Origin of the sequence: Streptomyces sp. SAJ15, assembly GCF_007595705.1 — a bacterium.
In the GTDB taxonomy this organism is placed as follows: domain Bacteria; phylum Actinomycetota; class Actinomycetes; order Streptomycetales; family Streptomycetaceae; genus Streptomyces.
In genome coordinates this window covers 511454-533034 of sequence record NZ_NISY01000002.1, presented here as the reverse complement: position 1 = coordinate 533034, position 21581 = coordinate 511454, and the positions used below count along the sequence as shown (strand labels likewise).

The window sequence follows — 21581 nt, the reverse complement described above, 5'->3', positions numbered from 1 at the left end:
GGCTCCGTCTGTCAGCCGGACGGAGCCGCCAGGGCCCTGCCCAGCCAGTCGGCCAGGGACAGCGGCGACGGGGCTCCGTTCCGCAGCGACACGGCGCGGTGGACCGCCGCCACCAGTTCCGGCCTCTCGCGGAGCGCGTGGGCCGCGTACCAGCTCCCCTCGGCGCCGGCGACCAGCCCGAGCCCGGCCCACGCACCCACGGTCGCACGCCACGCGTCCCGCGGCGGGGTCTCCCCGCACTCCAGCGCGCGGCTGATCTCGGCTTCGTAGCGGCGCCGGGCGCCCAAGGTGTCGCCCAGGGCGAGCCGGACGTCGGCCGTCCGTGCCCCCGGTGGCAGAACATCCGCGTCCGACTCCGCGGCCCCGTCCCGCTCCAGGGCCCGCGCGTCCGCCAGCGATCTGCGAAAGAGCACCGCCCGGACGTCGAGGTCGGGCACCTGCGGGTCCGCCCGCAGGCGCGGCTCGCCGCGCGGCAGGCGATCAGGCGGCCGGCTCGGGTTCGTCAGCCAGGCATCGGCCAGGCACGTCGTCAGTTCGCCGGCCGGCTCCAGATGGTGCAGCCGCCAGCCCATCGCATGGTCGTCGGCGGCGGCCCTGGCCCTGACGAGGACTCGACGCGGCAGCGGTTCGTCCCGCCATCGCGTGACCGTCTCGGTCAACCGGTCCACCAGTCGCACCCCCAGCCGGGTGAGTGCGGGCTCGGACCGGAGAGCGGGAAGGGCGCGCAGCAGCTGGAGCCTGCGCAGTCCGTACTCGAACCGGGCCGGGTCGAGGTGGTGACCGCCCTCGGCCGAGTAGCGCCCGCAGTATCCCCTCCAGAACCGTGCCACCGCCGTGAAGGCGTACACACCCTGCAGAACCCCCCGCAGCGGCCGGGGATCGTTGCGCCACGGGGCGTAGAGGAGTGACGCGTCGTCGGAGTCGCACAGCGCGTACATGTGCATCAGGGCACTGAGCTTGCTGTGCTGGACCTCATGGGTGAGCACCGAGGCGAGTTGGGTGCCACTCCGCTGCTCGTTCGCGGCGAGTCTGCCGACTCCGTCGCCGGAGGTCGCGCTCGTCGAGCGGTGCGCGTCCCTGGCGGGAAGCGGCTCGATGGAGCGGAGAAACCCGGCGATGTCGACCGCGGACTGGGGGTCCGCCTCCCGCAGCAGGGCCCAGGCCGCCCGCAGGCGGGTCTCCCAGCACTCCGCCGAGGCGTCGGTCAGGGCCTCCGGCGGTGTCGGCATGATGTGGTGGTGCCCCAGGTCGTCCAGCACCACGGGCCGAGACTCCCCCCGCGGGTCCAGGTCGAGGCGTCGAGGCGGCTGCCAGCCCGTCGAGGCCCGCTCCGACGGCAGGGGTACCCTCATCGGCGGCCCGACGGCGCCGCGCAGCGACAGCCGCCCCGAGCCGAACTCGACCTGGGCCACGCTCCAGACGGGCTGGTCGGGAAGGAGCGCCCGACCGACCGACGGCAGCCAGACCGCGCCGGATCGTGCGGGTACGGGCAGCGAGAAGTCCAGTCCGGCGCGTATCGCCGCCGCTGCCGCCAGCGCGTGGAGATGCCCTGTCTCGACCCAGAGCGGCGCCGCGCCATCAGCACGGTGCCGCGGGTCCCTTAACCGGCGCAGCACGTCCATCAGCCACAAACCCGTCTCGGGCAGCAGGAGGACCCTCTCGACCTCGACGCGGTCGCGTCGCTCCGCGGCGACCAGCAGCTCCCAGGCGCGCTCCGCCTCAGGGAGCGGACCGGCCACCTCCAGCCGCTCGGCCTGCATGTCCATGAGGAGGTCCAACAGCAGCATGCGGTGGCTGCGCTCGGCCTCCCACAGCCGCTTGAACACGTCGACGTCTCCGCCTCCGGCGGCGAGCGCGTCGAACTGCGTCAGCGTAAGCCCGTGCCGCGGCGCGCCCGCGCGCAGATGCGGCCCTAGGTCACGAGCCTTCACTGCCGCTGCTGACGTCACGAAGGTCGAGTCTCCGCAAGAGCCGCCTCTTGTGCTCGTCCCGCTCTGGAGCGTCCAGCGCGCGGAGCTGTTCAAGGGTGACTTCCCCGAGATCGAGAAGCTCGGACTCGATAGCGGCGGCGGCCTGGTCCATCGTGTGGCGTCCTCCCAGCGTCCGGGCCGGGCTCGGCCCGCTGCACTCATGATGTCCCCGGCCGCCGAGACCGGAAACCCCGTCTCTCGGACAGACTTTCGCCCAAAATTGACGTGTTCCGATCAGTCGGGAGCCATCGCCGCGCGCCGGAACGCGTCCAGCGCCGGGGTCCCGGAGTCCACCGCGCCGATCGCCTCGCAGAGCAGGTCGAGTCCGCCCGGGAAGAGCGCGCAGACGTCGAGCAGATCGACGAGTTGGGTGCGGGTCGCCGGCGAGCGCGGCACGCCGGTGGCGATCTCGGCCGGCAGCAGGCCGAGGACCAGCTCGCGGGTGGTCGGGTCGACCATCGCCGGGACGGCCTCCAGGGCCAGGACGAGGCGTCGGCGCCGGGCCGCGGCGGGGCGGAGCACCGGCCCGCGGTGCGACCCCGCACCCGCGGCGATCACCCGGCGGAAGGCGGCGATGTGGTGGTACGGCGCGGCCGCGGGGCCCGGGGCGGGAGTCGCGCGGGGCGGCCGACGGATTTCGGCCAGCCAGTCGCGCAGCGCGGCGGACGGCACAAGGCCGGGGTGGCGGCCGGCGAGCGCCGTGTCCGGGTCGAGACCGTGCGGCGCGCCCGCCGTGGCGTCCGCGCACAACAGCCGTCGGCGACCGTCGAGTTGGGCGAGTGCCGGCCCGGACCAGACGAGCAGCAGGGCGTCCGCGCGGCACACCGCGGGATCGTCGAACAGCGCCTCGTGGACCGTCACTCGGCCCGCGGGCCGAAGCGACGGTCCCCACTCGGGGCCCGCGGCCGCCTCCACCTCCGAAGACCCCGACAGCAGCAGGGCCACATCCTCCGGCTCCAGCCCGGCGGCCCGGAGCCGGCGCGCGCAGTCCAGCACGTCCCCCACCGCCCCGTCAGCCCGCCAGGAGGGCTCCTCGGCGCAGACCTCCACGCCCACCAGAACCGCCCGGATCCGCAGGCCCGTCGTCATCCCGCTCGCCCCCTTGCCGACTCCGATTTCCCGTCACCTCGTCAAGTGTGCGTCAGCCGGCGGTAGATGGTGTGCGAAAACACTCACGGAATCGGTGACAGCGACCCGTGGATTTCCTATGCTGAATTCCGCTGCAATCGCCGTATCGCGGACCTGAAAAGAGGGACACGCAATGCACGTTCACAGCTGGGAGTCGTCCGATCTGAAGTTTGAGCCCGACTACAACGTCAAGGCGCAGCGGCTGCCGCGTTTCGACGGTGCGGACGAGCCGTATGAGGGCGGGGCGTGGGTCATCGTGCCACCGCACACCACGATGTCCGAACACGTCAATCCGGACGGCGAGTCCGAGTTGTTCTATATCGTCTCGGGTTCCGGGGAGCTCGAGGTGGCGGGTGAGCGCCGGCGGGTGAAGTTCGGGGACTCGGTCTTCATTCCGCCGCACGAGAAGCACCTGTTGGTGAACGACGGGGACGAGCCGGTGGTCTTCCTGTCGCTGTGGTGGGGCGGCAAGCCGGGCATAGCGTGACGGCGCGTGGTCGGGTTCCCGTACGGGAACCCGACCACGTCGCGGTGTTCAGCGGGTCGCCGCGGCCCCGCGCGGGGATGACATGCGGGGGTCAGCGCGGCCCGCGTCGCGCCAACGCGCCGATGTGGGGCGGTATGTCGACGTCCGCCGGCAGCGCCGGGTCCGGCAGCGGGGCGCCGTGGACCGTGGTCACCGGCACCACCCCGGCCCACAGGCCCAGTGCGGCGTCGGGTCCGTCGCCGTCGTCCGGCGGGCCGGTGCGGACCTTGACCGACGCCTCGTCCAGGTTCAGCGCGAGCAGCGTGGTGGCGGCCAGCTCCCGGCGGTTGGGGCGCCGTGCGTAGTCCCACTGGCCGGGGGCGCACCGCTCGGTGAGCGCACGCAGCCCGGCCAGTTTCTCCTCCGGTTCTGTGACCGCCCGTGGAATTCCGTAGACCATGGCGCTGCGGTAATTGATGCTGTGCTCGAAAACCGAGCGGGCGAGGACGATTCCATCGACCTGGGTCACCGTTACACACACCGTGGAATCGGGTGCCTGGACAAGGCTTCGACTGGCGACGGAGCCGTGCAGATAAAGCGTGTCGCCGTCGACTCCGTAAACCGTGGGCACGACCATGGGAACGCCGTCGACCACCACCCCGAGATGGCAGAGGAATCCGGCGGCGAGAACCTCGTCGAGATCGGCGCGGGCGGTGCGTCCTTTCTCTCGTGCCCGGCGGAGCCGGGTGCGTTCGGTGACCGCCAGCCGCGGCCCGGCGGACAGCTCTGGTTCTTCCCTCACGACTGACACCCCTCATCGCTGCGGAACATGGGCCCTCCCGGTGTGCCCTCACCCTCTCATTCCGGCGCGTCGCCCGGTCCACACCCACCAGCCGGCGGCACCCGCCACCGCCAGGGGCAGCAGCAGCGCGGCTCCCGCCGCCACCGTCATGACCAGCAGGGCGGCCAGGGCGCCCAGCGCCTCGGGGCCCACGCCCGCCGGCGGGAGGGTGGCGACGGCCAGGACCAGGGTGTAGATGGCCCAGGTCATCGCGGCCGGCCCGGCGAGCAGCGCGCCCACGCCCCAGGAGCCCGCCGCCGCGGCGCCGAGCACCGTCAGGCAGAGCCCCACGCAGAGCGCGACCCGCGCCGGTTCGGCGGGGCGCGCCCGGCCGGGGCGCGCGGTGGCCAGGAGCGTGTCCAGGAAGCGGGCGGCCGCGCGCAGGTTGGTCAGGCAGTAGGTCAGGCAGACGGCGGCCGCGGCCGCGCCCCACACCGCCGCGACCGCGTCCGGCGGCGGCTGCGGGTCGGCGTCCCGCACCCATGGCCGCAGGGCCAGCAGATAGCCGGCGGAGACGATCAGCACTCCGCCGCCCACCGCCGGGACCAGCCCGCGTCGTCTCCCCCGGGCGCCCGCCGCCGGCACCGCGGTCTCCATGCCGACGAGGGCGAACAGCAGCAGGAAGGCGAGCGGCAGCGCGCCCTGGCCCGCGCCGTCGAACACCTCGCCGCGCAGCAGCCCCGGCCACGTCCAGAAGCCGGCCGTGAGGACGACGACGGCGGCGAGCCTGACCCGCCGGGCCGCCGTGCCCGGAGCCACCCCGCGCGCGGCGAGCAGTGCCGCCGCGGCAAGCACGGCGGCCCCGGCCGCGTACGGCGCCCAGGAGGCGGCGCCGTACGCGGCGGTGGCGAACCGGCCGGCGGCCAGCGCGATGGCGGCCTGGCCGATGAGGAAGCCGACCAGGTACATCGCGGTGACCGCGGCGCCGGCGGGCGGGCCGAAGCGGTCGCCGGCCAGCGCGGCGGCGCCCGCCCGGGAGCCGCCGGCCAGCCCGAGCGCGGTGCACCAGCACAGGGCGAAGACGCCCAGCAGTGCCCAGGCCGTCCAGGTGTCCCCGCCCCCGCCGGTCCCCGCGAGCGCCACCGGAGGCAGCAACAGCAGCCCGACCCCCAGCACCGACTCCGCGAACGCCAGGGGGCGGGGCACCCGCGGGGTCACGCATGCACCCCCTGGAAGAACGGCGACAGGGGCCCGGTCAGCCGGTGTCCGGCCGTCAGCAGCGGCTCGGCGCCCGGCCAGGCGGGGGTGCCGGTGACCGGGTCGACCGGGGCGACGCCGAGGCGTCCCAGCACATAGGCGGACCAGCCCGGCATGATGGGCGCGCTCACCGCCGCCACCCGCGCCAGCAGCTCCAGGTGGGTGACCAGCCGCATCCGGTACTCCACCCCGCCGCTGGTGCGCCAGGCGCGCAGCATCGGCAGGTCCTTCGCCAGCCGGTCGATGGCGGCGGCGATCAGCTTGGTGGCGCGCTGCGGCGAGAAGGAGTGCGGCGAGAGGGCCTCGGCCACCTCCTGGGGCAGCTTTCTGGCCATGACCGCCAGTTCGCCGGTGAGCAGCCCGACGTCCGGCACCTCCTTCTCGAAGTCCTCGCAGGCCAGCGCCACGATGTCACCGGCCCACTGCTGGAGGTTCTGCACCAGCAGGGTGTCGACGGTCTCGTCGAACTCGCGGGCGTAGAAGTTGGTCTGTTCCCGCTCGGGGCCGGTCAGGCACAGGTGGAAGCGGAGCGCGTCGGCGGAGACCTGGCGCAGGAACTCCCCGCCCCAGATGGCGTGGCCGCGGCTGGTGGAGAACTTGTCCCCCTCCAGTCGGTAGAACTCGTTGATGATGATCTGGGACGGCAGGGTCAGCTCGCCGTGCGCCATCAGCAGCGAGGGCCACAGGATGGCGTGCGAGAAGCTGCAGTCGAAGCCGAGGAAGTGCACGATCTCGGTGTCCGGGTCGCTCCACCAGCGCTCCCAGCGCTCCGGGTCGCCCTCGGCCTCGGCGAGCCCCGCGGTCGCCGCGACATAGCCCCAGATGCCGCTGAACCAGGTGTCCAGGATGTGCCCTTCCCACTCGGGCAGCGGCACCGGGATGCCGTAGTCGGCCTCTCGGCTGACGGGGGTGTCCGGCAGCGGCCGGCTGATCATGTCGTCGAGGTAGGCGCGCAGCTGCGGCCGCCAGCTCTCGCCCTCGCCGGCCCGCGCGTAGTACTCGCCGAGCTGTTCGCGGTAGCGGTCCAGGGGGAAGACGATGCGCCGCAGGGAGGAGAGCACGGGGGTGGCGCCGCAGCGGGTGCAGTGCGCCTCCGCGAGCCCGGCCGGGTCCTGCGGCCGGCCGCACTCCTCGCAGTAGACGCCGTCGGAGGGGGCGGCGCAGAACTGGCAGGCGCCGCGCACCTCGGCCTCGTAGAGATAGCGGTCGCACGGCTCGCAGCGGAAGACCGGCAGCTCCTGGACCTCCAGGGCGCCCTTGTTCCACAGGTCGAGGAAGAAGCGCTGCACGATCTCGGTGTGCAGGGGTTCGCGCAGCGGGCGGGTGAAGTAGTCGTGGCTCATGTCGGCCAGCGCCAGCGTGGACTGCATCTTCTGGCCGAAGGCGTACGCGGTCTCCCGGGCGCCGCGGCCCAGCTCGTGGGCGCGGCGGGGGACGTAGCAGGAGTGCTCGTCGGAGTAGCCGACGTGTCGTACCTCGTGGCCGAGCTGGGCCAGGTGGCGGCGGAGCACGTCCGCGCCGAGGAAGGGTCCGGAGAGGTGGCCCAGGTGCAGGTCTCCGTTGGGGTTGGGCGGCGCGCTGGTGACGACGTAGGTCATGGCGATGCGACTCCTTTGCTGAGTGGGGTGGTTGCCGCCGCGTGCAGTGAGCTGGAGGTGCCGGAGGTGCCGGAGGAGTTGTGGTTCCCGGAGGAGTTGGCGGAGCCGGAGGCGTGGGAGCCCGCGGTGTCGGCCGGGTCGTGGACGCGGGGGCGGGGGCAGGAGACCTTGGAGTGCGGCGGCACGTCCTCCAGGACGACCGCGCGGGCCCCGATGTAGGCGCCCTCCTCCACCGTGATCGGACCGAGCACGCTGGCCCCGACGCCGATCACCACCCCGTCCCGCACGGTGGGGTGGCGCTTGGCGCCCGGCGGCCGGCGTCGGTCCTTCCACCAGCCCACGGAGCCGAGGGTGACCTGGTGGTAGAGCATCACGTCATCGCCGATCTCCACCGTCTCGCCGATGACGACGGCGGCCCCGTGGTCGATGAAGAAGCGGCGTCCGATCACCGCGCCGGGGTGGATGTCGATCCCGGTGAGGAAGCGGGCGGCCAGCGCCACCGCGCGGGCGGCCGTGCGGTGGCCCCGGCGGTACCAGGCGTGCGCCACCCGGTGCGCCCACAGCGCGTGGATGTGCGGGTAGAGCAGGACCTCGCCGCGCGAGGTGGCGGCCGGGTCCTTGTCCATGACCACCGCGACGTCCTCGCGCATCTGCGCCAGGGCGCGTCGTAGCAGGGAGCGTCGGGCCGGTGGTGCGCCATCACATGTGTGCATAGGAATGATCTCCAGCGGAGGGGCGGCCGGCTGCGAATCGATCGGGGCGGTACGGACGCAGCAGCTCCTCCTCGGTGGGGCCGGCCGGTCCCGTGCCGATGAGCTCCGCGGCCACCAGGGAGCCGACGACGGGAGCGGTCTTGAAGCCGCCGCCGCTGAAGCCCGTGGCGAGGTAGCAGCCCTCGGGTCCGGCCGGGCCGATGACCGGTCGGCGGTCGGGCGTGTAGCCGTCGAACCCGGCGCGGGTGCCGATCACCGGGGCGGTGGCGGCGGCCGGTACGCGACAACCGACGGCGGCGCGGGCCGCGGTCAGCTCCTCGGGGGTCAGCGGCGGTAGTTCGCGGTCCAGCTCCATCCGGTCGTCGCTGGGCACGCCGAAGAACATCCGGCCGGCGCCGTCGGGCCGGAAATAGCGGCCGGTGGTGTCGTCGATGCAGGTGGGGATGGCGGGGGCGACCCCGTCCGGGCCGCCGGTGTCCGCCAGGGCGATGCCGATCCGGCGGGGGCGCACCGGCAGGTCGACGCCGAGCGGGCGGGCCAGTCGGGCGCCCCAGGCGCCCTGGGCGAGCACCACCGTGCCGGCAGCGATGCGGCCGATGGAGGTGGCGACTCCGGTGACCCGCTCGCCGCGGGTCTCCACCGCCTCCACCCGGGTGCCCTCGTACACCCGCAGTCCGTGCCGTCTGCCCGCGGCCAGCAGGGCCGCGGTGGTGGCCGCGGGGTCGGCGTAGCCGCCCTCCGGCTCGTACGCCGCCGCTCCGACCCCGTCCAGGTTCAGTCCGGGGTACAGCGAGCGCACCTCGGCGAGGTCGATCACCCGGCTGGTGCCGCCGGCCAGGACCACGGCGTCGCTGTTGACGGCGAGTCGGTCGGCGTACTTCTCGTCCACCAGCATCACGAACCCGGTGCGCCGGTAGCCGCAGTCGCCGCCGATCACCTCGGACCAGTTCTGGAAGACCGGCAGCGAGAGGGTGGCCAGCCGGGTGTCGGGGTGGGTGGTGTGGTGCAGCCGCAGCAGGCCGCCGGAGCGGGAGGTGGCGCCCTGCCAGGCGGCCCGGCCCTGCTCGCACAGGACCACCGGGCCGGCCCCGGCGGTCACCAGGGCGTGGGCGATGGCGGCGCCGACCACCCCGCCGCCGACGACCACCACCTCCGCGGTGGCCGCCGGGCCGGGTGTCGCGGGGGTCGCGGTCACCGTTCCGCCTCTTCCGACCGGGCCGCGAGCCGCTCGCGCAGATCGCGGTGGATGGCGTCGGCCTTGACCGCCATCACGCTGAAGGAGGTGGCGCTGCTGATGCCGTGGCGCCACTCGGTCATGCCGTTGAGATAGATGCCGACCTCGCAGTCGTCGCGGGTCTGCGCGCGGTAGGCGCGGGTGAGCAGCGGGTCGCCGGCCTCGTCGGTGAGCAGGTGGTCCCGGAAGGGGTCGAGCTGGGCGGGGAGGCGCGGCTCGGTGTAGCCGGTGCACAGGATGACGGCGTCGACGTCGAGGGCGTCGGTCCGGCCGGTGTGCACCTCGGCCAGCTCCAGGTGCACGCCGCCGGCCGTGCCGTCGCCGCCCTCGGGGGCCTTGAGGTCGGTCACCGCGGTCCGGTTGAGCATGTGCCAGTGTCCCCGGCCGCTGAGCCGGTCCTGGTAGACGGCCTGGTAGAGGGCGGTGGAGACGTCGGGGTCGACGGCCGCGTAGTTGGTGGCCCGCACCTGGGCCAGGGCCTGCTCCCGCTCGGCCCGCGGCAGCGCGTAGAAGTAGTCGGTCTCCTGCGGGAAGTAGACCTCGTTGCTGAAGTGGCCGAGCTCGTACATCCGGATGCCGTGGCCGCGGGTCAGCGAGAAGATCTCGTTGTCCGGGTGCCGGGCCGCCAGGTGCAGCATGATCTCGCCGGCGGTCTGGCCGGCGCCGACGACGGCGTAGCGCAGCGGCCCCTCGGGCAGCGCGGCCAGCCCGGGCAGGAACCGGGAGGCGTGGAAGACGCGTTCGCCCAGGCTCGGCTCGAACAGCCGCGGGACGTACGGAAGGTGGCCGGTGGAGATCGCCACGTTGCGGCCGATGTGGGTGTGGCGGCTGCCGTCCCGGACGTCGACGCTGGTCACCTCCGCGGCCCGGACGACGCCGTCCGCGTCGGTCACCGGCGCGATCTCCACGACCTCCCGGTGGTACGCGACGGGCCGGCCGACCTGCCGCGCGGTCCACTGCACATAGGCCGACCACTCCTCGCGGCTGGCGTAGCCGCCGAGCAGGGTGAAGGGGTAGAAGCGGCCGGTGGACAGCAGGTAGTTGGGGAAGGTGAAGCGGGAGCGGGGGTCGCGCGGGGTGGCGAAGTCGCGCAGGAAGTGGTGCTGGATGTCGGTGCCCGGCAGCACCAGGTTCGGCTGCCAGGCCGAGTCCCCGGCGCGCTCCAGGTACACCGCGTCCAGCGGGGCCGTGCCGGCCGGCTGCGCCTCGTCGTGGTCGACGGCGGCCACGGCGATCGAGATGCCGGCCGGTCCGAAGCCGGCGACCACCAGGTCGTGGACGGGTGCGTCATGGTGGGTGCGGGTCATATACGGGTGCCTCCTTGCACGGTGGGTACGGTCTCCGCGAGCGCCTCGGCCAGCGCGGCGGCGATGATGTCGGCGGCGATGTCGACGTCGGCGGCGGTGATGTTCAACGGCGGCAGCATCCGCACCACGCAGTCGTCCCGGCCGCCGACCTCGAGGATCAGTCCGCGGCGCAGCGCGCCGGCCTGGACGGCCTTGGCGAGCCCTCCGGCGGGCCGGCCGGTCACCGGGTCGGTGAGCTCCACGCCCTGCATGAGGCCGAGCCCGCGGACGTCGCCCACCCAGTCGGTGGTCTTCTTCAGCTCCTCCAGCCGGGACAGCAGCTGCCGGCCGCGCTCGGCGACGTTGGCGAGCGTGTTCTCCCGCGCGTAGACGTCGAGGGCGGCGACGCCGGCGGCGAAGGCGAGCTGGTTGCCGCGGAAGGTGCCGGTGTGCGCGCCGGGCGCCCAGGAGTCCAGCTTCTCGTCGTAGAGGATGATCGCCACGGGGAGGCCGACGCCGCTGAGCGCCTTGGAGGCGACGACGACGTCCGGCTCGATGCCGTACTGCTCGAAGGCGAACCAGGTGCCGGTGCGGCCGCAGCCGGTCTGCACCTCGTCGACGATCAGCGGCACGCCCAGCTCGCGGGTGATGGCCCGGACCCGCTGCACGAACTCGACGTCGGCGGGCACCACGCCGCCCTCGCCCTGCACCAGCTCCATGATCACCGCCGCGGGCAGCGGGACCCCGCCGTTGGGGTCGGTCAGCGCGTGCTCCAGGAAGGCGGCGGCGTGCGCGTTGCAGCCGTCCGGGTGCAGCCCGACCGGGCAGCGGGCGGATCCGCCGTACGGGAAGAAGTGCGCCCCGGGCATCCGGCCGCGCACCGGCTCCTTCTGGCTGACCAGCCCGGTGACGGACATGGCGGCCAGCGTGGCCCCGTGGAAGCCGCCCTGGAAGGCGATGACGTCCTCGCGCCCGGTGGCGGTCTTGCACAGCTTCAGGGCGGCGTCGACGGCGTTGGCGCCGGTCGGACCGCAGAAGTGGATCCTGGTGCGCTCACGCATGGGCTCCGGCAGCTGCGCCAGTTGAAGCTCGGTGAAGCGGTCCTTGACCGGGGTGGGGAAGTCCAGCCCGTGGACGAAGACGCCGAGCTGGTCCGCCACGGCGGCGATCACGTCGGGGTGGTTGTGGCCGAGGGAGAGCACGCCGGCGCCGGCCAGGAAGTCGAGGAAGACGTTGCCGTCGACGTCCTCGATGTAGGCGCCCTGGGCCCGGGCGATGGCGATCGGCAGTCGGTACGGGTAGCTGCGGGCGGTGGACTCGCGTCGCGCCTGGCGCTCCAGGTACTCCCGCGAGCGCGGTCCCGGCACCTCGCCGGTGACGCGGGGCGTCTGCGGGACGCCGGCTGATGGGGGGGTGTGGGTCACGGACGGCTCCGATGGTTCGGTGGGGGTGGATGACGCGGGCTCGTGGCGCGGGAGGTCGGGGCTCGACACGGGTGGCGCGGCCCCGACGGTCGGGCCGGGGCCGGGCCGGCGGCGGATGGCCGGGGGCTCGGCCGGGGACCGGTGCGGAACGGCGCGCGGCCGGGGCCGGCGGCTCAGCCGGCGGCGCCGACGGTGACCGGCCGCTCGGGCGGCGCGCTCCCCGCGCCGTCGCCCAGGCCCTTGCGCAGGGCGTCGGCGATCACCGAGGCGCGCAGCGACAGCAGGCTGAAGGAGCCGGCGTCGCCGATGCCGTGGGAGGACTCGCACAGGCCGTTGAGGAACAGCGGGGGCAGCGCCCCGTCGCCGTCCAGCGGGGTCAGCGAGTAGTCGGCCCGCACGTCCAGCCGGCCGTCGGGTTCGCGGGCCAGTCGGTCGGCCAGCCCCGCCAGCAGCGGCGGGTGCGGCTCCTCGTCGGGGCCGGGGCCCAGGTTGCGGAAGCCGGTGGCCAGGACGGCGAAGTCCACGGTGTCGGTCTCGACGGCGCCGGTGTGCACCTCGGTCAGGCCCAGCTCGATGCCGCCCGCCACCTCGCGCACCGTGTCGGTGCGCCGGTTGCCCTTGACGAAGACCCGCTGGTCCTGGTCGAGCCGCTGCTCGTAGAGCATCAGGTACAGCTCGCGCAGCACGTCGCCGTCGGCCGAGGAGTAGTTGGTGGGCTTCATGTAGGCGTCCAGGGAGCGCTTGCCCTCCCGGGACAGCTGGTAGTAGTACTCCGTGAACTCGGGGAAGTAGCCCTCCTCACTGAACGGGCTGGTGTCCTTGAGCCGCAGGCTGTGCGAGCGGACGTAGGTGACCACGCGGGTGCGCGGGAAGCGCCGTGCGAGGTCCAGGGTCAGCTCCACCGCGCTCTGGCTGCCGCCGATCACCGCGACCGCCTCCGGGTCCCGGTCGGCGGCCAGCTCCTTCAGCCGGAACAGGTAGTCGGTGAGGTGGAAGACGCGCCGTGAGTCGCTGCCGTCGAAGGGGGCGGGGATCAGCGGCGTGCGGCCGGGCGCCACCACCAGCGAGCGGGCGACGTAGCGCTCGCCGGTGTCGGTGTCGACCACGTAGAGCCGCTCGCCGTCCCGTTCCTGGACCTCGATCCCGACGGCCCGGCGCCCACAGTCCACCACGTCGCCGAACTGGTCGGCGGCCCAGCTGATGTACTGGGCGTACTCCTTGCGCAGCGGGAACTCCATCGGCAGGTTCAGATGGGCGATCAGCCGGTCCTGCTCGAAGAGGTAGTTGAGGAAGCTGTAGCGGCTGCGCGGGTTGCGCAGCGTCACCAGGTCCCGGCTCGGGTGGTTCTGGATGTCGGAGCCGTCCAGCAGCATGCCCGGCTGCCACCGTGGCTGGTCGCGGGCCTCGATGAAGCGGGCGGAGAGTCCGGGAGCCGACTCCTCGAGGGCGATGGCCAGGGCCAGGTTGGCCGGTCCGAAGCCGATGCCGAGGATGTCGTGGATATGGCCATAGGGCATGGATGTCTCCCCTTCGGTGGGTATGTCGATGAAGAAGGCGCTTTCCGGGGGTGTGTCGGGACGCACCGAGCCGGCCCGACGGCTCGGCACGCTCGGGTGCGCGGGCGGCGGGTGGAGTCCCGTGTCGGCTCTGATCTGCGGGTGGTCGGTGGCGGGGGGTGGGGTTCTACGCGACTGCCGACGGTCGACGGTGCTCGACAGCCGTCAGGGCTGGGTCACCAGCCGCGCGCGCCGTCGGTCAGCTCGCGCAGCACATCGGCGTGCCCGGCGTGCCGGTTGGTCTCCGCGACCAGGTGCGTCAGCGCCCAGCGCAGGGTGTAGTCGTCGTCGGTCTGCGCGCCGGTGCTGTCCAGGTCCAGCGCCGCGATGATCTCGTCGCTCAGCTCACAGGCGGCGCGGTAGGCCGCCACCAGGTGGGCGGCGTCCTCGCCGTCGGCCAGCCGCCAGTCCCCGTCCGGGTCCTCGGGCCCGAACGGCATGGGCAGTTCGCGCCCGCCGAGCACGTTGGCGAACCAGTGCCGCTCGCTGGTCACCAGGTGCTTGAGGATGCCGCCGAGCGTGGTGGCGGACCCGACGTGCCGCTTGCGCAGCTCCTCCGGGCTCAGCGCGTCGACCTTGGCGACGACCGTGGCGCGGGCGAAGCGCAGGAACGCCCAGAGCATCTCCTTCTCGGCCAGCCCGTGGGCGGGGATCCTGCGGCCTTCGGCGCCCGCGGTGACGGGAACGTGGTGCGACATGGATGTCCTTCGACGTCTCGATGGTCGTGGTCGTGATCGCTCAGGTGCTCGGGGCGGCCTCCGCGACGGCGGCCCGCACCACCTCCGCCAGGGCGGGGACGCGCGACTCCTCCCCCATCGGCAAGCGGTCGCCCGGCACTTGGTGATCAACGAGAGTCTGGCCCAGCGGGCCCCGGTCGCGCCGGGTGTCCGGCGAATCCGCCGCCCGGATCGGCGGGAGCGGCGCCGGCGTCCGCGGCCGGGCCGGCGTTCGCCTCCCGGAGGGTGGTCACGACGGCGTCCGTGCGCGGATCCCTGGACGCGGAGGGCGGTCGAGAGCCGGGGGGCTGCCTTCTGGGGTCGCCGCTGCTCCAGGAACCAGGTGTGCTCCTGGGGCGCGCGGGCAGGGCAGGACTGACAGGGCTTTCCATAGGACCTCGTTCCTCGTCGCAGTGCAAGGCACAGAGAATCCCCGGGCATGGTCAGCAGCGGGGGGGGTGAGAGCACCGAAGTGATCGGTGGAGGCGGCGCCGTAGGGGGTGGGCGATGGCTGCGTCAGCGGGAGGTCAGCAGCCCCAACCGGTGTCGACATGGAGCGGGATGGGCGGGGCGGTGCGGCACGACGCGGCCGTCGCGGCCCCCGGCGTCGAGCGGCTTCCGCCTGGCGTCACGGGGGGCCCGGACACTGCCGTGAAAACGGTGGTCATGAGCGCGGCCCCGACGGACACTCCGAGACACGATCGAGCGATGTATTTCAAGTGCATGAAATCCCCGATTCGAACTCCGTGGCACGCCTATCGGATCCAGCCATCCGAGGGCGCTAGCGATCACACTGTCATCTCGGACGTGCAACGATCGAGCAATTGAGGAGCTCGTGTTGTCGCAAGTCGCAAACCCGAGGGGGTCAAATCGTGCGCAGCGAGGACATATTAGAGCCGTTTTCCCTACCACAGCTCAGTCAGACCGCTTGCAACGCCTACATCTATGCCGCGAATCGCATACAGTTCCTGCCCCAGGAGCTGGCTCGGGACCTGGGTCTGACCCCCGAGGTGGCGAGCGAGGCGATCGCCGAACTGGAGGCGCTGTGCCTGCTCCAGGGGGTGCTGGACGCTCCCGGGGCACTGGCGCCGGTGGCCCCGGAGCTGGCCGCGGCCCAGCTGTTGGCCCCGATGGAGCAGCACACCCGCACATGGCAGCTGACCATTGACAGAACGCGTTCCCAACTACAGTCGCTGATACCGCAGTACGAGGCGAGCGCCGCGCACCGCAAGCGCGCGGAAGTCGTGGAACTCGTCACGGATCTCGCGGCGGTCAGGGCATTCATCCAGGACGCGGCGAATCGCTGCACCATGGAAGTGCTGACCTCGCAACCGGGAGGCAGTCGCCCCAAGGACGTCCTGGACGAGGCGAAGCTGCGCGACGAGGAAATGCTCAGGCGCGGCGTGGCCATGCGGACGATCTATCAGCACTCCGCGCGCTTCCACCAACCCACCATCGACTACGTGAAACGCGTCAGCGAACTGGGGGCCCGGGTGCGCACCGCCGGCGACGGGCTGATGCGCATGCTGATCTTCGACGCGACGGTGGGCATCGTCGAGGTCCCCGACGACCCCAGCGCGGCGCTGATCATCCGGGAGCCGAACATCGTCGGGTTCATGCGGGCGGTCTTCGAGCGGACCTGGCTGCGGGCGAGCGAGTTTCCCGAGACACACAGCCGTGAGCAGGTGAAAGCGCTTTCCGACGAGACCAAGGAGGTGATCGTCAGCCTGCTGGCGGAGGGCATGGACGATCAGTCCATCGCCCGCCGGCTGGGCGTTTCCGCCCGCACCTGCCAACGCCACATATCGGAGGTGATGAACAGGATCGGGGCGAAGAGCCGCTTCCAGGCCGGATATCTGCTGCGCGACGTGTACCGCCCCGGCAGCGAGCTGTCGCGGTCACAAGCCGGCTACACCCGCTGAAGGCCGGCGCCCTGAGTCCGCGCGAGGGTGGCGACGGCCACCTCACTCGGCACCCCGTCCGGCACATCGGAGGTCATCTCGGGGGTGATCGCCCGGTCGCTCACGCTCGTCGAGTACACCACGGTGGTGGTGAGGGAACCGACCCGGGCGATCCGCGAGGTGATCTCCTCGAGGTGCTCCATGGAACGGGCGGCGACCTTGGCGATGAAGCAGTCGCTGCCCGTGACGTGGTGGCACTCCAGGATCTCCGGCCAGTCGGTGAACGCCCGCACATAGTCCCGGTAGTCGCCACCGGGGTAGATGATGTTGACGAAGGCGAGGATCGGCAGCCCCAGCCGGCCCAGGTTGACCCGGGTCCGATAGCCCTCGATCACCCCGCGCTGCTCCAGCCGGCGGACCCGCTCGGCGACGGCCGGCGGGGTGAGCGCGACCCTGCGGCCGAGCTCGCTGAAGGTGATCCTGGCGTTCTCCTGAAGCTCCGTCAGGATGCGCCAGTCGGTGGCATCGAGATCGGCTTTCGAATTGTTAGCCATCCGCCGACGATACACAGACTTCCTTAGTCGAACCGCGGGAACGCTTAAAACTCCCCATGTACCGACCGGAGTTCACGCTCCTATGCTGCCTTCATTGCTCCGCACCACACGCGAGGAGGCCCACCGGATGTCGCGGTCCACGCAGGCACCCCCGACTGCCAGCGACCAAGGGAATCCAGCCAATCCGGGAGGGCTGAATCTCGCCCAGGGCACCGCCCTCTATGTGGGGGCGGTGTTAGGCACCGGCGTTCTGGCACTGCCCGGACTGGCCGCGAAGGAGGCGGGCCCCGCCTCCCTCCTGGCCTGGCTCGGGCTCGTGGTGATGTCGGTGCCACTGGCCGCCGCCTTCGCCGCGCTCGCCGCCCGTTACCCCGATGCGGGCGGCGTCTCCACCTATGTACGAAGGGCGTTCGGCGGCCGCGCCGCCACCGCCGTCGGCTGGTGGTTCTACCTGGGCGCCCCGGTCGGCATCCCGGCGCTGGCGTTCTTCGGCGCCGAGTACCTGTCGCGCTCCACGGGCGGCGGCTGGGGCACGACGGTGGCGTACGCCGGCGTCCTCCTGGTCGTGGGCTTCGTGGGCAACGCCTTCGGCGTCCGGATCTCCGGCCGGATCCAGCTCCTGCTGTCCGGCGCGCTGGCCCTGCTCCTGGTGCTGGCGATCGTGGTGGTGGTACCCGACGCGGACACCGGCAACCTGACCCCCTTCGCCCCGGAGGGCTGGGCCTCGATCGGCACCGCCGGCGCCCTGCTCGTCTGGTCCTTCACCGGCTGGGAGACGGTCACCCACCTCTCCGCCGAGTTCTCCGACCCGGCCCGCAACGTCAAGCGCGCCACCGCCGGCGCCCTGCTGATCGTCGGCGTGCTGTATCTGAGCCTGGCCGCGGTCACCGTGCTCGTCCTCGGCGACGCGGCGGGCGACACCACCACGCCGCTCGCCTCCCTCCTGGAGACCGGCCTCGGCTCCTACGGCGATGTGATCGCCAGCGTCGTGGCCCTCCTGGTCACCCTCGGCACGATGAACGCCTACATCGCCAGCACCGCCAAGCTGGGCGCCGCCCTCTCCCGCGACGGCTCCCTCCCCGCGGGCCTGGGCTCGGGCGCCGAGACCGGCGGGGTGCCCCGGCGCAGCCTGCTGGTGGTCGCCGGCATCTCCGGCGTGACCTTCGGCGTCGCGGCGATCACCGAGATGGACCTGGAACCGCTGATCCTCTCCACCACGGCCTGCCTCGGCGCCGTCTACGCCATCGGCGCCGCCGCCGGCATCAAACTGCTGCGGGGTGTCAGCCGCGCCGGCACCTTCTCCGCCGCCTGCGCGCTCGTGATCATCCTGCTGCTGCTCGCCCTCACCGGCTGGTTCATGATCTGGCCCGCCGTGCTGGGAGCCGCCGCGCTGCTCCGCCCCACCGCCCGACGTCCCACCACCCCGGAAGGCTCCGGCAGTTGACCACTGCCGGCACCGGAGGCGCTCAAGCCTCCGGCCGGAGGCCGCACGGCCTCCACCCGAGGCCCTCGGACACGGGCCTCCGCTCCACCCGGCGCGCCTGCCCGCGCCGACCTCCGGGTACGGCACCCATGCCGTGCCGTACCCGGAGCCCCCACGTCATCCGCCCGCGGGGCCGCCGGCCGGCGTGGGGCCTCGGGGAGGGCCCGGTCAGGCGGACGGTCGGTCCGCCGCCGCGAGGCCGTCCCCGGCGGCCGTCCGCAGGGCGATCCGCTGCTCGCCCGCGTAGATGTTCATGGACCCGCCGCGCAGGAAGCCGACCAGGGTGAGACCGGTCTCCACGGCCAGGTCGACGGCGAGCGAGGAGGGGGCGGAGACCGCCGCGAGGAACGGGATGCCCGCCATCACGGCCTTCTGCGCGAGTTCGAAGGAGGCGCGGCCGGACACCAGCAGCACCGCGTCGGACAGCGGCAGCAGCCCCTGCCGCAACGCCCGGCCGACGAGCTTGTCCACCGCGTTGTGCCGGCCCACGTCCTCGCGTACGTCGAGGAGTTCGCCCTCCGGCGTGAACAGGGCGGCGGCGTGCAGCCCACCGGTGCGGTCGAAGACGCGCTGGGCCGCGCGCAGCCGGTCGGGCAGCGCGGAGAGGGTCTCCGGCGTGAGCCGGACGTCGTCCCCGCCGCGCTCGTCGAGCCGCCAGCGGGCGGTGGTCCGCACGGCGTCGAGGCTGGCCTTGCCACACAGCCCGCAGGACGACGTCGTGTAGACGTTGCGCTCCAGCGTGATGTCCGGCACCGGGACCCCGGGCGCGAGCCTCACGTCCACGACGTTGTAGGTGTTGGAGCCGTCCTCCGTGGCGCCCGCGCAGTAGACGATGTTCGCCACGTCCGCCGCCCCGCCGAGGACGCCCTCGCTCACCAGGAAGCCGGCGGCCAGCGCGAAGTCGTCCCCCGGAGTGCGCATGGTGATCGCCAGCGGTCGTCCGTTCAGCCGGATCTCCAGGGGCTCCTCGGCGACCAGGGTGTCCGGACGCGTGCTGACCGCGCCGTCCCGGACGCGGACGACACGGCGCCGCTCGGTGACCCGTCCCATGTCCATCAGTCCCGGTTCTGTGAGGTGTGACCGCAGGTCGCTGACGGTCTCACCCTAGGGGGTGGGTGTCGCGCGGTCGACCGACCGGACCCCGTCCGCGGGCCTGGCGGAAACGCCTCCCCGCGCGGCCGCCGCGCACGTGATGTGAGCCATAGCTGAGCCGTAATCGAAGCCCGTTGCGGGGCTCGGGGCTACCTTCCCGATACGAGCGCCACCTCCCGCCCCGCCCGTGCAACGAGAGCGGAGACCACTGATGGCAGCACCCACCCTCACCCTCAAGCCCGGCACCGCCTGGGCCGACGCCTGGCGGCGCTGTCTGGCCGTCGCCCCGGAGGCGTTCCAGGACGACACGGTCCGCAACCTCTGGGGCGGAGGCTGGCAGGCCGACGGCCGCAGCCTGCCCGCCACCACCCCGGTCGACGGCACCCCGATCGCCGGCCCGCCACGGCTGGACGCCGACACCGCGCGGCGCGCCGTACGGGCCGCCCTCGACCAGCACCGCGACTGGCGGCACGTCGCCCTGCCGGAGCGCAAGGCGCGCGTCGGCGCGGCGCTGGACGCCCTCATCGAGCACCGTGAGCTGCTCGCCCTGCTGCTGGTCTGGGAGATCGGCAAGCCGTGGCGGCTGGCGCGGGCGGATGTGGACCGCGCCATCGACGGCGTGCGGTGGTACGTGGCCGAGATCGACCGCATGCTGGACGGGCGGAGCCCGCTCGACGGCCCGGTCAGCAACATCGCGAGCTGGAACTACCCGATGAGCGTCCTGGTCCACGCCATGCTCGTGCAGGCGCTGGCGGGCAACGCGGTCATCGCCAAGACCCCGACCGACGGCGGCGTCGGCTGTCTCACCCTGGCCGCCGCGCTCGCCGCGCGCGAGGGCCTCCCGATCACCCTGGTCAGCGGCAGCGGCGGCGAGCTCTCCGAGTCCCTGGTGCGCGCCCCGGAGATCGGCTGCGTCTCCTTCGTCGGCGGCCGTGACACCGGGGCCCGGGTGGCGACCGCCGTGGCGGACCTGGGCAAACGGCACATCCTCGAGCAGGAGGGGCTCAACGCCTGGGGAGTGTGGAACTACACCGACTGGGAGGCGCTGGGCGCCCAGATCCGCAAGACCTTCGACTACGGCAAGCAGCGCTGCACGGCGTATCCGCGCTTCGTGGTCCAGCGGTCCGCCTTCGACGCGTTCCTGGCCACCTACCTCCCGGCGGTGCGGTCGGTCCGCGTGGGGCACCCGCTGGCGGTCGCGGACCCGGACGACGCCCTCCCCGAGCTGGACTTCGGCCCGCTGATCAACGCCGCCAAGGCCAAGGAGCTGTCCGACCAGGTGACGGAGGCGATCGACCGCGGGGCGGTCCCGCTGCACCGCGGCCGTCTCACGGACGGCCATGTCCTTCCCGGTCAGGACCTCTCGGCGTACGTCGCCCCGGTCACGCTGCTCAACCCGCCCTCGACCTCCCCGCTGCACCACGCCGAGCCGTTCGGCCCGGTCGACACGATCGTGCTGGTCGATACCGAGGCGGAGCTGCTGGCGGCCATGAACGCCAGCAACGGCGCGCTGGTCGCCACCCTGTCCTGCGACGACCCCGCCGCCTACGAGCGGCTCGCCCCACAGATCCGAGCCTTCAAGGTCGGCCGCGGCAAGCCGCGCTCCCGCGGGGACCGCGACGAGCTCTTCGGCGGCTTCGGCGCCTCCTGGCGCGGGGCCTTCGTCGGCGGCGACCTGCTGGTACGGGCCGTCACCCGAGGCCCCAAGGGCGAGCGACCGCCGGGGAACTTCCCGGACTACCACCTGGTGCCGTAGCCGTACGGCCCGACGGCCGGCCCCGCGCCCCCTGCCGCCTGGCGCGGCGGCCGTACCGCCTGGCGCGGCGGCCGTACCGCCGTACGCCACGGCCCTACGGACCGCGCACCGTACGCTCCCACCCCCACCCGGAGCGTGCGGTGCCGCGGTGGCACCGCACCGGCGCCATGGAGCCCTGAGCAGGCTTCCCATAAATCGGCCTTATGCCTCATCCCGGACGGATACGCAGGTGAAACGCACTCCAAAACCTTGGTATCGTTATCCATGTCGCCGCGGGGAACACCGCGGAGCACACCTGAGTCCGGGTGGCGGAATGGCAGACGCGCTAGCTTGAGGTGCTAGTGCCCTTTATCGGGCGTGGGGGTTCAAGTCCCCCCTCGGACACCAGCAAGAACCCCAGTTGATCTGGGGTTTTTCTGTTTTTCCCGGCCATCCCACAGGGCCACGGGCCCGCCCTGGCGCACGGCCCAACCGTCTCCTTCAGCGATGAACTGGGTGAACGACTCGCATTCCGGGTCGAAGAGGTACAGGAGCAGGGCGTCGTCAGGCCGGTAGGCGCGGAGGAACTGAGCGCCGGGTGCGGCAAGCTGGGCGAGGAAGGTAGGCATCTGCTCCTCAAGCATGAGGTGGCCGTCATGTCCTGTTGTCGTCCGGGAAGCCTGGCGG

General features: G+C 72.9%; 19 protein-coding genes, 1 tRNA gene and 1 pseudogene. 6 read left to right on the top strand and 15 right to left on the bottom strand.

Annotated elements, in window-relative coordinates; translation table 11 throughout:
• Window positions 1-11: 11 nt before the first annotated feature.
• The 3 genes from CD790_RS07735 to CD790_RS07730 form a co-directional block, all read right to left on the bottom strand.
• Entirely contained in the window at window positions 12-1931 is a 1920-nt protein-coding gene (locus CD790_RS07735; protein ID WP_186318920.1) for an HEXXH motif domain-containing protein, read from the bottom strand.
• Complete coding sequence (locus tag CD790_RS34460; RefSeq protein WP_186318919.1) at window positions 1918-2082, bottom strand: hypothetical protein; 165 nt, start codon at window positions 2080-2082, stop codon at window positions 1918-1920. Before CD790_RS34460 ends, CD790_RS07735 begins: the two co-directional genes overlap by 14 nt.
• Before the next feature lie 122 nt (window positions 2083-2204).
• Complete coding sequence (locus CD790_RS07730; protein WP_144382279.1) at window positions 2205-3059, bottom strand: effector-associated domain 2-containing protein; 855 nt, start codon at window positions 3057-3059, stop codon at window positions 2205-2207.
• Window positions 3060-3231: 172 nt separating this feature from the next.
• On the opposite strand from CD790_RS07730, the gene CD790_RS07725 reads away from it, so the two are divergent.
• On the top strand, window positions 3232-3585 hold the full coding sequence (locus CD790_RS07725) for a cupin domain-containing protein (protein WP_144382278.1): 354 nt from the start codon (window positions 3232-3234) through the stop codon (window positions 3583-3585).
• A gap of 91 nt (window positions 3586-3676) precedes the next feature.
• On the opposite strand, the gene CD790_RS07720 is transcribed toward CD790_RS07725, so the two are convergent.
• The 9 genes from CD790_RS07720 to CD790_RS07680 form a co-directional block, all read right to left on the bottom strand.
• On the bottom strand, window positions 3677-4366 hold the full coding sequence (locus CD790_RS07720) for a pyridoxamine 5'-phosphate oxidase family protein (protein WP_260867404.1): 690 nt from the start codon (window positions 4364-4366) through the stop codon (window positions 3677-3679).
• Window positions 4367-4414: 48 nt separating this feature from the next.
• Window positions 4415-5563 carry a hypothetical protein gene (locus CD790_RS07715; protein WP_144382277.1) on the bottom strand — a complete coding sequence of 383 codons (1149 nt, stop codon included), beginning with the start codon at window positions 5561-5563 and terminating at the stop codon, window positions 4415-4417.
• Window positions 5560-7200, bottom strand: a complete 1641-nt coding sequence (locus tag CD790_RS07710) for a methionine--tRNA ligase (RefSeq protein ID WP_144382276.1) — start codon at window positions 7198-7200, stop codon at window positions 5560-5562. The genes CD790_RS07715 and CD790_RS07710 overlap by 4 nt, the downstream gene beginning before the upstream one ends.
• Window positions 7197-7913 carry a serine O-acetyltransferase EpsC gene (gene epsC / locus CD790_RS07705; protein WP_144382275.1) on the bottom strand — a complete coding sequence of 239 codons (717 nt, stop codon included), beginning with the start codon at window positions 7911-7913 and terminating at the stop codon, window positions 7197-7199. The genes CD790_RS07710 and epsC overlap by 4 nt, the downstream gene beginning before the upstream one ends.
• Window positions 7900-9108 carry an FAD-binding oxidoreductase gene (locus CD790_RS07700; RefSeq protein WP_186318918.1) on the bottom strand — a complete coding sequence of 403 codons (1209 nt, stop codon included), beginning with the start codon at window positions 9106-9108 and terminating at the stop codon, window positions 7900-7902. Before CD790_RS07700 ends, epsC begins: the two co-directional genes overlap by 14 nt.
• Complete coding sequence (locus CD790_RS07695; protein WP_144382273.1) at window positions 9105-10454, bottom strand: SidA/IucD/PvdA family monooxygenase; 1350 nt, start codon at window positions 10452-10454, stop codon at window positions 9105-9107. The genes CD790_RS07700 and CD790_RS07695 overlap by 4 nt, the downstream gene beginning before the upstream one ends.
• Window positions 10451-11857, bottom strand: a complete 1407-nt coding sequence (locus CD790_RS07690) for an aspartate aminotransferase family protein (RefSeq protein WP_144382272.1) — start codon at window positions 11855-11857, stop codon at window positions 10451-10453. The genes CD790_RS07695 and CD790_RS07690 overlap by 4 nt, the downstream gene beginning before the upstream one ends.
• A gap of 173 nt (window positions 11858-12030) precedes the next feature.
• Complete coding sequence (locus CD790_RS07685; protein ID WP_144382271.1) at window positions 12031-13374, bottom strand: lysine N(6)-hydroxylase/L-ornithine N(5)-oxygenase family protein; 1344 nt, start codon at window positions 13372-13374, stop codon at window positions 12031-12033.
• Between the two features lie 215 nt (window positions 13375-13589).
• Window positions 13590-14111, bottom strand: a complete 522-nt coding sequence (locus CD790_RS07680; RefSeq protein ID WP_144382270.1) for a DinB family protein — start codon at window positions 14109-14111, stop codon at window positions 13590-13592.
• Window positions 14112-14113: 2 nt separating this feature from the next.
• Between CD790_RS07680 and CD790_RS34455 the strand changes: the two genes are divergently transcribed.
• Together CD790_RS34455 and CD790_RS07670 are read left to right on the top strand one after the other, a co-directional pair.
• Window positions 14114-14257, top strand: a complete 144-nt coding sequence (locus CD790_RS34455) for a hypothetical protein (protein WP_186318917.1) — start codon at window positions 14114-14116, stop codon at window positions 14255-14257.
• A 744-nt stretch (window positions 14258-15001) separates the two neighbouring features.
• Complete coding sequence (locus CD790_RS07670) at window positions 15002-16051, top strand: helix-turn-helix transcriptional regulator (RefSeq protein ID WP_186318916.1); 1050 nt, start codon at window positions 15002-15004, stop codon at window positions 16049-16051.
• A gap of 86 nt (window positions 16052-16137) precedes the next feature.
• Here the strand turns inward: CD790_RS07670 and CD790_RS07665 are convergent.
• Window positions 16138-16584, bottom strand: a pseudogene (locus CD790_RS07665) (Lrp/AsnC family transcriptional regulator); the annotation flags it as partial.
• 94 nt (window positions 16585-16678) lie between these two features.
• Here CD790_RS07665 and CD790_RS07660 point away from each other — a divergent pair.
• Window positions 16679-18028: an APC family permease gene (locus tag CD790_RS07660; protein ID WP_222108227.1), complete on the top strand. Its 1350-nt coding sequence runs from the start codon at window positions 16679-16681 to the stop codon at window positions 18026-18028.
• Window positions 18029-18235: 207 nt separating this feature from the next.
• Here the strand turns inward: CD790_RS07660 and fdhD are convergent, their stop codons facing one another.
• Complete coding sequence (gene fdhD / locus CD790_RS07655) at window positions 18236-19117, bottom strand: formate dehydrogenase accessory sulfurtransferase FdhD (protein ID WP_144382746.1); 882 nt, start codon at window positions 19115-19117, stop codon at window positions 18236-18238.
• Between the two features lie 253 nt (window positions 19118-19370).
• Here fdhD and CD790_RS07650 point away from each other — a divergent pair, with 253 nt between their 5' ends.
• Both CD790_RS07650 and CD790_RS07645 read left to right on the top strand, forming a co-directional pair.
• Window positions 19371-20915, top strand: a complete 1545-nt coding sequence (locus CD790_RS07650) for an aldehyde dehydrogenase family protein (protein WP_144382266.1) — start codon at window positions 19371-19373, stop codon at window positions 20913-20915.
• Window positions 20916-21214: 299 nt separating this feature from the next.
• Window positions 21215-21302, top strand: a tRNA-Leu gene (locus CD790_RS07645).
• Here CD790_RS07645 and CD790_RS07640 read toward each other — a convergent pair.
• Window positions 21281-21538, bottom strand: a complete 258-nt coding sequence (locus tag CD790_RS07640; RefSeq protein WP_260867403.1) for a hypothetical protein — start codon at window positions 21536-21538, stop codon at window positions 21281-21283. The genes CD790_RS07645 and CD790_RS07640 overlap by 22 nt on opposite strands.
• Window positions 21539-21581 lie beyond the last annotated feature (43 nt).

What these genes read in the sequence shown, in the direction of transcription:
- CD790_RS07695 (WP_144382273.1), bottom strand. Translation starts at nt 10,454, where the DNA reads ATGACCCGCACCCACCATGACGCACCCGTCCACGACCTGGTGGTCGCC.
- CD790_RS07725 (WP_144382278.1), top strand. Translation starts at nt 3,232, where the DNA reads ATGCACGTTCACAGCTGGGAGTCGTCCGATCTGAAGTTTGAGCCCGAC.
- CD790_RS34455 (WP_186318917.1), top strand. Translation starts at nt 14,114, where the DNA reads ATGTCCTTCGACGTCTCGATGGTCGTGGTCGTGATCGCTCAGGTGCTC.
- CD790_RS07710 (WP_144382276.1), bottom strand. Translation starts at nt 7,200, where the DNA reads ATGACCTACGTCGTCACCAGCGCGCCGCCCAACCCCAACGGAGACCTG.
- CD790_RS34460 (WP_186318919.1), bottom strand. Translation starts at nt 2,082, where the DNA reads ATGGACCAGGCCGCCGCCGCTATCGAGTCCGAGCTTCTCGATCTCGGG.
- CD790_RS07730 (WP_144382279.1), bottom strand. Translation starts at nt 3,059, where the DNA reads ATGACGACGGGCCTGCGGATCCGGGCGGTTCTGGTGGGCGTGGAGGTC.
- fdhD (WP_144382746.1), bottom strand. Translation starts at nt 19,117, where the DNA reads ATGGGACGGGTCACCGAGCGGCGCCGTGTCGTCCGCGTCCGGGACGGC.
- CD790_RS07680 (WP_144382270.1), bottom strand. Translation starts at nt 14,111, where the DNA reads ATGTCGCACCACGTTCCCGTCACCGCGGGCGCCGAAGGCCGCAGGATC.
- CD790_RS07640 (WP_260867403.1), bottom strand. Translation starts at nt 21,538, where the DNA reads ATGCTTGAGGAGCAGATGCCTACCTTCCTCGCCCAGCTTGCCGCACCC.
- CD790_RS07685 (WP_144382271.1), bottom strand. Translation starts at nt 13,374, where the DNA reads ATGCCCTATGGCCATATCCACGACATCCTCGGCATCGGCTTCGGACCG.
- epsC (WP_144382275.1), bottom strand. Translation starts at nt 7,913, where the DNA reads ATGCACACATGTGATGGCGCACCACCGGCCCGACGCTCCCTGCTACGA.
- CD790_RS07650 (WP_144382266.1), top strand. Translation starts at nt 19,371, where the DNA reads ATGGCAGCACCCACCCTCACCCTCAAGCCCGGCACCGCCTGGGCCGAC.